The organism is uncultured Agitococcus sp., assembly GCF_937920075.1.
Lineage (GTDB): Bacteria > Pseudomonadota > Gammaproteobacteria > Pseudomonadales > Moraxellaceae > Agitococcus.
In genome coordinates this window covers 1-6,019 of sequence record NZ_CALETI010000171.1, presented here as the reverse complement: position 1 = coordinate 6,019, position 6,019 = coordinate 1, and the positions used below count along the sequence as shown (strand labels likewise).

Genomic DNA, 6,019 nt, shown 5'->3' with positions numbered 1-6,019 from the left:
ACAAGGATTATCCCTACAAAACTTGCTCTCTCCCTTCGACTCCGCTCAGGGAGCAGAGTCGTGGTGGCTGAGCGAAGTCGAAGCCTACTTCACATCAAAAATCTTACCGCGATTAATAATGTTGTTGGGGTCAAACGCCAATTTAATCGCTTGTAAATAAGCAATTTCTTCAGGGCTACGGCTATAGTCCAAATATGGCTTTTTGGTCATACCCACACCATGCTCTGCCGAGATAGAACCATTGTACTTTTGCACCGTTTCAAACACCTTCTTATTAACCACTTGGCATTTGCCAAAAAACTCATCTTTGGTCAAATTGGCTGGTTTTAAGATATTCAAGTGCAAGTTACCATCACCAATATGACCAAACCAAACAATATCAAAGTCTGGATAGTTTTCTTGCACAATGGCATCAATATCGGCAATAAACGCAGGAACGTGGGTAATCAATACCGAAATATCATTTTTGTACGGTGTATATTTGGCAATCGTTTCAGAAATATCTTCACGCAAACGCCACAAGTTTTGGGCTTGGGTTTCGTTTTGACTCATCACCCCATTAATCACCCAACCCTCTTCCATACATTGCTCAAACACTTGCATGGCTTGTTCTTCAATAGCAGGCGATAAGGCTTCAAATTCTAACAACGCATAAAACGGTGTTGCTTCAGGAAAGGCACGCTGTACGTCACCACTGGCAGTCACACATTGCACCGCTAAATCAGAGAAAAACTCAAACGCCGTTAAATCTAACTTGGCTTGGAAAGCCGATAAAATTTTCATCACCGAGTCAAAGTCAGGCGTACCCAACACCAACACACGCAAATCACGCGGTTTACGTTCGAGTTTAATTTCTGCTTCGGTGACAAAACCCAACGTGCCTTCTGCGCCAATAAACAAATGGCGTAAGTCATAACCTGTGGCATTTTTCATCATGCCTTTATTGAGGTGTAAAATATCGCCTTTACCTGTGACCACGGTTAAACCCAATACCCACGCGCGAGTCATGCCATATTTAATAACTTTAATACCACCCGCGTTAGTGCCGATATTGCCGCCAATTTGGCTAGAACCTGCCGAGGCAAAATCGACGGGGTAATACAAACCTTGCTCATCAGCAAATTGTTGTAATTGCTCAGTCACCACCCCTGCTTGTACTTTGACCATACGGTCGGCGGGATAAAACTGAACAATTTTGTTCATACGGTCAAAACTAATCACCACCTCATTATTGGCCGCGACAGCACCTGCGGATAAGCCTGTACGACCACCTGATGGCACTAAAACAATATTTTCCTGATTCGCCAATTTGACAATCGCTTGTACTTCTTCAGTGGTTGCAGGAAAAACAATGGCACTCGCAGAGGGGGTGTAGTGTTTTGTCCAATCACAGCCCCATGTTTTTAGGCTGTCAGCATCAGTTTTAACACGAGTTTCGCCAACAATGGCTTGGAGTTGGGTAATAATGGTTGGATTTAGCATGTGTCTATTCCTAAAAAGCATTACAGCGTATTGCCTATTGGCTATACAGTATCGGCTTATGTTATCATATTCGACTTATTTTTAGGACTTACGCGGTTATCGCTTATTTATTCACATTTCAGTCGTTTTCAACGGCTTTATGTTCATAAAAACGCGCTAATTGCTGAGCAATGCGCAAGTCCTGTTATTTTTAGGACTTCGCTATTTTTGCTCAAGTCCATCGTCTTTCTCCACGGCCTTCAGGAATTGTCATGAGCCAATTGTCTTTAGATAAAGCCAAAATTCGCTTTTTGTTGTTAGAAGGTGTACACAAAAACGCCCTCGATGTATTAAGTAATAACGGCTATACCAATATTGAATACTTACGTGGTGCTCTTGATGAAGATGCGCTCATCGAAAAAATCAAAGATGTCCACTTTTTAGGTATTCGCTCTCGCACCAATGTCACCGAAAAAGTATTAGCTGCGGCTAATAAACTGATTTCCGTTGGCTGCTTCTGTATTGGTACTAACCAAGTTAACCTCAAAGCCGCCATGGAGAAAGGCATTCCCGTATTTAACGCGCCTTATTCTAATACTCGCTCTGTTGCTGAGTTAGTCTTAGGCGAAACCATTTTGTTATTACGCGGTATTCCTGAAAAGAACGCTTTAGTACATCGTGGTGGTTGGTCTAAATCTGCTGAAGGCTCTTTTGAAGCACGTGGCAAAGTTTTAGGTATTGTTGGTTACGGTAGCATTGGTACTCAGCTTTCGGTATTAGCCGAATCTTTGGGTATGCAAGTCATTTATTTTGACGTTGTCACCAAATTACCTTTAGGTAATGCTCGTCAAGTCGGTTCTATGAGCGAATTATTAGCCCAAGCTGATGTCGTTTCTTTACACGTACCCGAATTAGCCTCTACCAAAAACATGATGGGTGCTGAACAATTCGCCCAAATGAAAAAAGGTAGCATCTTCATTAATGCTGCACGTGGTACTTGTGTGGATATCGACGCCTTAGCGGCTGCTTTAGAAAGTGGTCATATTGCAGGTGCGGCGATTGACGTGTTTCCTAAAGAACCAAAAGCGAATGACGAAGAGTTTTTATCGCCATTACGCAAATTTGATAACGTTATTTTAACACCACACATTGGCGGTTCTACCTTAGAAGCCCAAGCCAATATCGGTTTAGAAGTGGCTGAGAAGTTTGCTCGTTACTCGGATACAGGCACAACCTTATCAGCAGTAAACTTCCCAGAAGTGGCCATTCCTTTACAAGCTGGCAAACACCGCTTATTGCACATCCACAACAACGTACCAGGTGTGTTATCTGCAATTAACCGTGTATTTGCCGAAAACAACATCAACATTTCTGCTCAAAGCTTAATGACTAACGAAGGAATTGGTTATTTGGTGATGGATGTTGATGCCGAATACTCTAATGTTGCTTTAGAGAAGTTACAGCAAATCGAAGGTACAATTCGTACACGCGTCTTGTATTAATCGACAATTCTGCAACAAAAAACAAAGCCCCTCAATTTGAGGGGCTTTTTATTATCCGCTACACTCCGAGCATTATTATTCAATTTTGTTCAAATTTTATGATTGCACGCCTTGCTTTAGGACTTAGCTTTTTTATACTCACTGCCTGTAGTAGCAGTGTGTTTATGCCCTATCCTATTCGTGCCGCGCAATACCAACAAGCAATCAACACAGGTGTTTTACAACCTGCCATTAATGAAACCCAAAAACAAAGCAAAAGTAGCCGTGATGGTTTATTAGCCTTACTTGAACAAGGCCGCTTGCAACAACTACAACAAAATTACAGTGCAAGCCAACAAAGTTTTGCCTTAGCCCTCAATAAACTTAATGATATTGATAACCGTGCTTTGTTATCGGTTACACATACTGCCAATCAAGGTGGCTCTTTAGTCGCTAATGACAATGTCATTCCTTATCAGAGTTATGCTTACGAACGTATTTTTGTCCATCATTATCAAGCATTAAATTATATTGCTCTCAATAAATTAGAAGATGCCCAAGTTGAAATGCGCCGAGCGCAGTTTTTACAAGACCAAGCTCAACAACAAGAACCAACAGATAACAACTCATTAAGCCAAGAAGCCCTCAGCGAATATCAACAACGTTTAAGCAATACCGAAAAATTAGCCCAACGAGTCAACTCTAGCCGCCAAAATGCTGCGCCCCTGTATTTAGCAGGATTGTTATATGAGGCTAACCGTAAATTTGACGATGCGTTAATTGATTACAAACGTGCGTTAAGCCTTGTGCCTACTAATCAGTTTTTACAAGAAGATGTAATAAGATTGGCTCGGCAATTAAATCGTAAAGATGAATTTAAAAATCTTGCCAATGTCGCCACTAAACCCGCAAAAAATAACGAAGGCACAATTGTTATTTTTTATGAAGAAGATTTTGCGCCAGCCAAAGAAGAATTATTTCTGCCCTTTCCTTGGCCAGAAGCTTGGTACACTGTGGCTTTTCCTTATTATGGTGATTCATGGCATAGCCCACAGCCGTTAACGATTCAACATACTTTTTTAAAAGATTCTTTATCCAGTCAAGTGCTGACTGATACTCAAGCTTTGGCGGCTCGTGCGCTTAAAGACAATTATGTCAGTCTACTCATTCGTCAAACCTTACGTTCACAAACCAAACACAAATTGCAACAACAAGCCCAAGATCAAGGCGGTGCAGTTTTGGGATTATTAGTCGGTGCTTATAACTTTTTGAGTGAGAATGCTGACTTGCGTAGTTGGCTCACATTGCCTCGTTTTGTCCATCTAGCAAGATTTAATTTGCCCGAAGGTGAGCAAACACTAAAACTGAATAACCAACAAACGGTTAAACTTAAGGTGAATAGCCAACAAATTCACCTTGTTTATGTTGTCAAAGCCAATAATCAATATTATGTGGCAAACTGGCCACTGTAGGAGAAAACAATGAAAACTGTATCCATTTTAGCAGCGGCGGTTTTTTTAAGTTTAAGCGGCTGTGCTAGCGTTAAATATGGTGATGCCACCGCCACCGAAACGGTTAATGAGCGTTTTGGCTCAACCGATCTGCAAATGACTGCCAAAAATATGACCGAATCGTTATTAGCCTCGCCTGTCATTGGCGAAGCCACAGCAGCCAATAAACGGCCTGTGATGTTTGTGGAAAGAATTGCCAACAAAACTGATGAACATATTGATACCGAATCGGTGTTAGACAGCATGACCACCAAACTTTTACAGTCGGGTAAAGTTCGTTTAGTGGATATGTCACGGGTTGAATCGGCACGTAGTCAATTAAAATTCCAAAACAGTGACGAACTCAGTAATCCCAAAACCGCAATTGCTTTTGGCCAAATGATTGGTGCTGAGTTTATGTTATATGGCAATTTAAGCAGCATTTATAAAGAGGCTGGTAGCACAGGCAATCCTGTCGATAAATTTACCAAAACTCGGGATGTTTATTATAAATTTACCCTTAAATTAATGAATCTAAAAACGGGTTTAGTCGAATGGCAAGACGAGCAAGAAATTCGTAAAACAGCTAAACGTGGTTTGTTGGGGATGTAAGCAAAAAAGTCTCCCCCTAACAAGGGGGAGATTTAGAGGGGGTTAGTTATCTAGCTACAAGCCTACAACTTCATTGGTTTTTACCTCAAAGGCATACACCCCAAAATATCTTTTACCTGCAACAACTGCCGAATCAAACGCGTTTTGACGATTGCCTTTGCTGTCTTTGGCCGTCACCTTTAAATAATATATGCCATTGGCTAACTTGGGCAAAATCAATTCGGTTTCGCTTAAATTTTGCTCTTTGACAATTTTGCTAAAATCTGGTGTTGTGGCAATTTGTACCGTGTAACTAACGACATCACCTTGTAAATCTGTAGAAACATCCCACCCAAAACGCATACTATTATCCGCCAACAACTCCACTGCTTGATAATATGGCATTGGATTCTCAAGTGTTGCAAAAAAATAATCGCGATGCTGTTTGGTGACCTGAGCTATTCGCGTATATTCCGTATCCCACTCCTGATTTAACAGTGCTTTATTCAAAACAGGTAAAAACTCTTTATCAGGTATAATGGTCACTAAGGGTTGCACCAACGTTTTATAGTTGTCTAACTTCGCTTTAATTTTAGCCTCAGTTAAATAATTGTTATAAAGCTCGTCAACGGCAAGTTTTAGCTCAGCCAAATGTTTAGGGTCTTGTAAAAAGCGTCGATGAAGGGAGACACTCCACCAATCAGCAATGGTAATTTGCCAAGGCGCATACAAAAATGTGGCAACTTTTTGGTCTGGCTGGTTTTCAAAACCAAAAGCCAGCTGATAAAGGAACTTTTATTCCGATTGAAATTGGTGGATACAATACTTATATAGGGAAATCTTATGGTGAAATAGCCGCCGAAAGCCGTAGCCAGCACAAAAGCCAAGGTTTTGGTAGTGCCAAACAACGTGGCGAATACTTTGAATATTTTAAACCCATTAAAGGCGATACTGTAGGGTTGAAAGACATTTTTGAAGGCATTGATTTTAGTTGGA

The 6,019-nt window shown here is 41.0% G+C and carries 6 protein-coding genes; 4 read left to right on the top strand and 2 right to left on the bottom strand.

The features are described from left to right. Positions 1 to 84: 84 nt before the first annotated feature. Positions 85 to 1,482: an FAD-binding oxidoreductase gene (locus tag Q0212_RS06300; protein ID WP_107865212.1), complete on the bottom strand. Its 1,398-nt coding sequence runs from the start codon at positions 1,480 to 1,482 to the stop codon at positions 85 to 87. A 251-nt stretch (positions 1,483 to 1,733) separates the two neighbouring features. Here Q0212_RS06300 and serA point away from each other — a divergent pair, with 251 nt between their 5' ends. The 3 genes from serA (at position 1,734) to lpoB (ending at position 5,044) form a co-directional block, all read left to right on the top strand. Continuing rightward, complete coding sequence (gene serA / locus Q0212_RS06295) at positions 1,734 to 2,963, top strand: phosphoglycerate dehydrogenase (protein ID WP_297923681.1); 1,230 nt, start codon at positions 1,734 to 1,736, stop codon at positions 2,961 to 2,963. Positions 2,964 to 3,061: 98 nt separating this feature from the next. Beyond that, a complete protein-coding gene (locus Q0212_RS06290; protein ID WP_297923679.1) occupies positions 3,062 to 4,414 on the top strand; it encodes a hypothetical protein in 1,353 nt (450 codons plus the stop codon). Positions 4,415 to 4,423: 9 nt separating this feature from the next. Beyond that, positions 4,424 to 5,044, top strand: coding sequence for a penicillin-binding protein activator LpoB (gene lpoB / locus Q0212_RS06285; protein WP_297923677.1), 621 nt, complete (start codon positions 4,424 to 4,426; stop codon positions 5,042 to 5,044). 54 nt (positions 5,045 to 5,098) lie between these two features. Here the strand turns inward: lpoB and Q0212_RS06280 are convergent, their stop codons facing one another. After that, positions 5,099 to 5,755: a CotH kinase family protein gene (locus Q0212_RS06280; RefSeq protein ID WP_297923675.1), complete on the bottom strand. Its 657-nt coding sequence runs from the start codon at positions 5,753 to 5,755 to the stop codon at positions 5,099 to 5,101. Positions 5,756 to 5,757: 2 nt separating this feature from the next. Between Q0212_RS06280 and Q0212_RS06275 the strand changes: the two genes are divergently transcribed. Continuing rightward, on the top strand, positions 5,758 to 6,019 hold a 262-nt coding region (locus tag Q0212_RS06275), incomplete at its 3' end, for a hypothetical protein (RefSeq protein ID WP_297923673.1).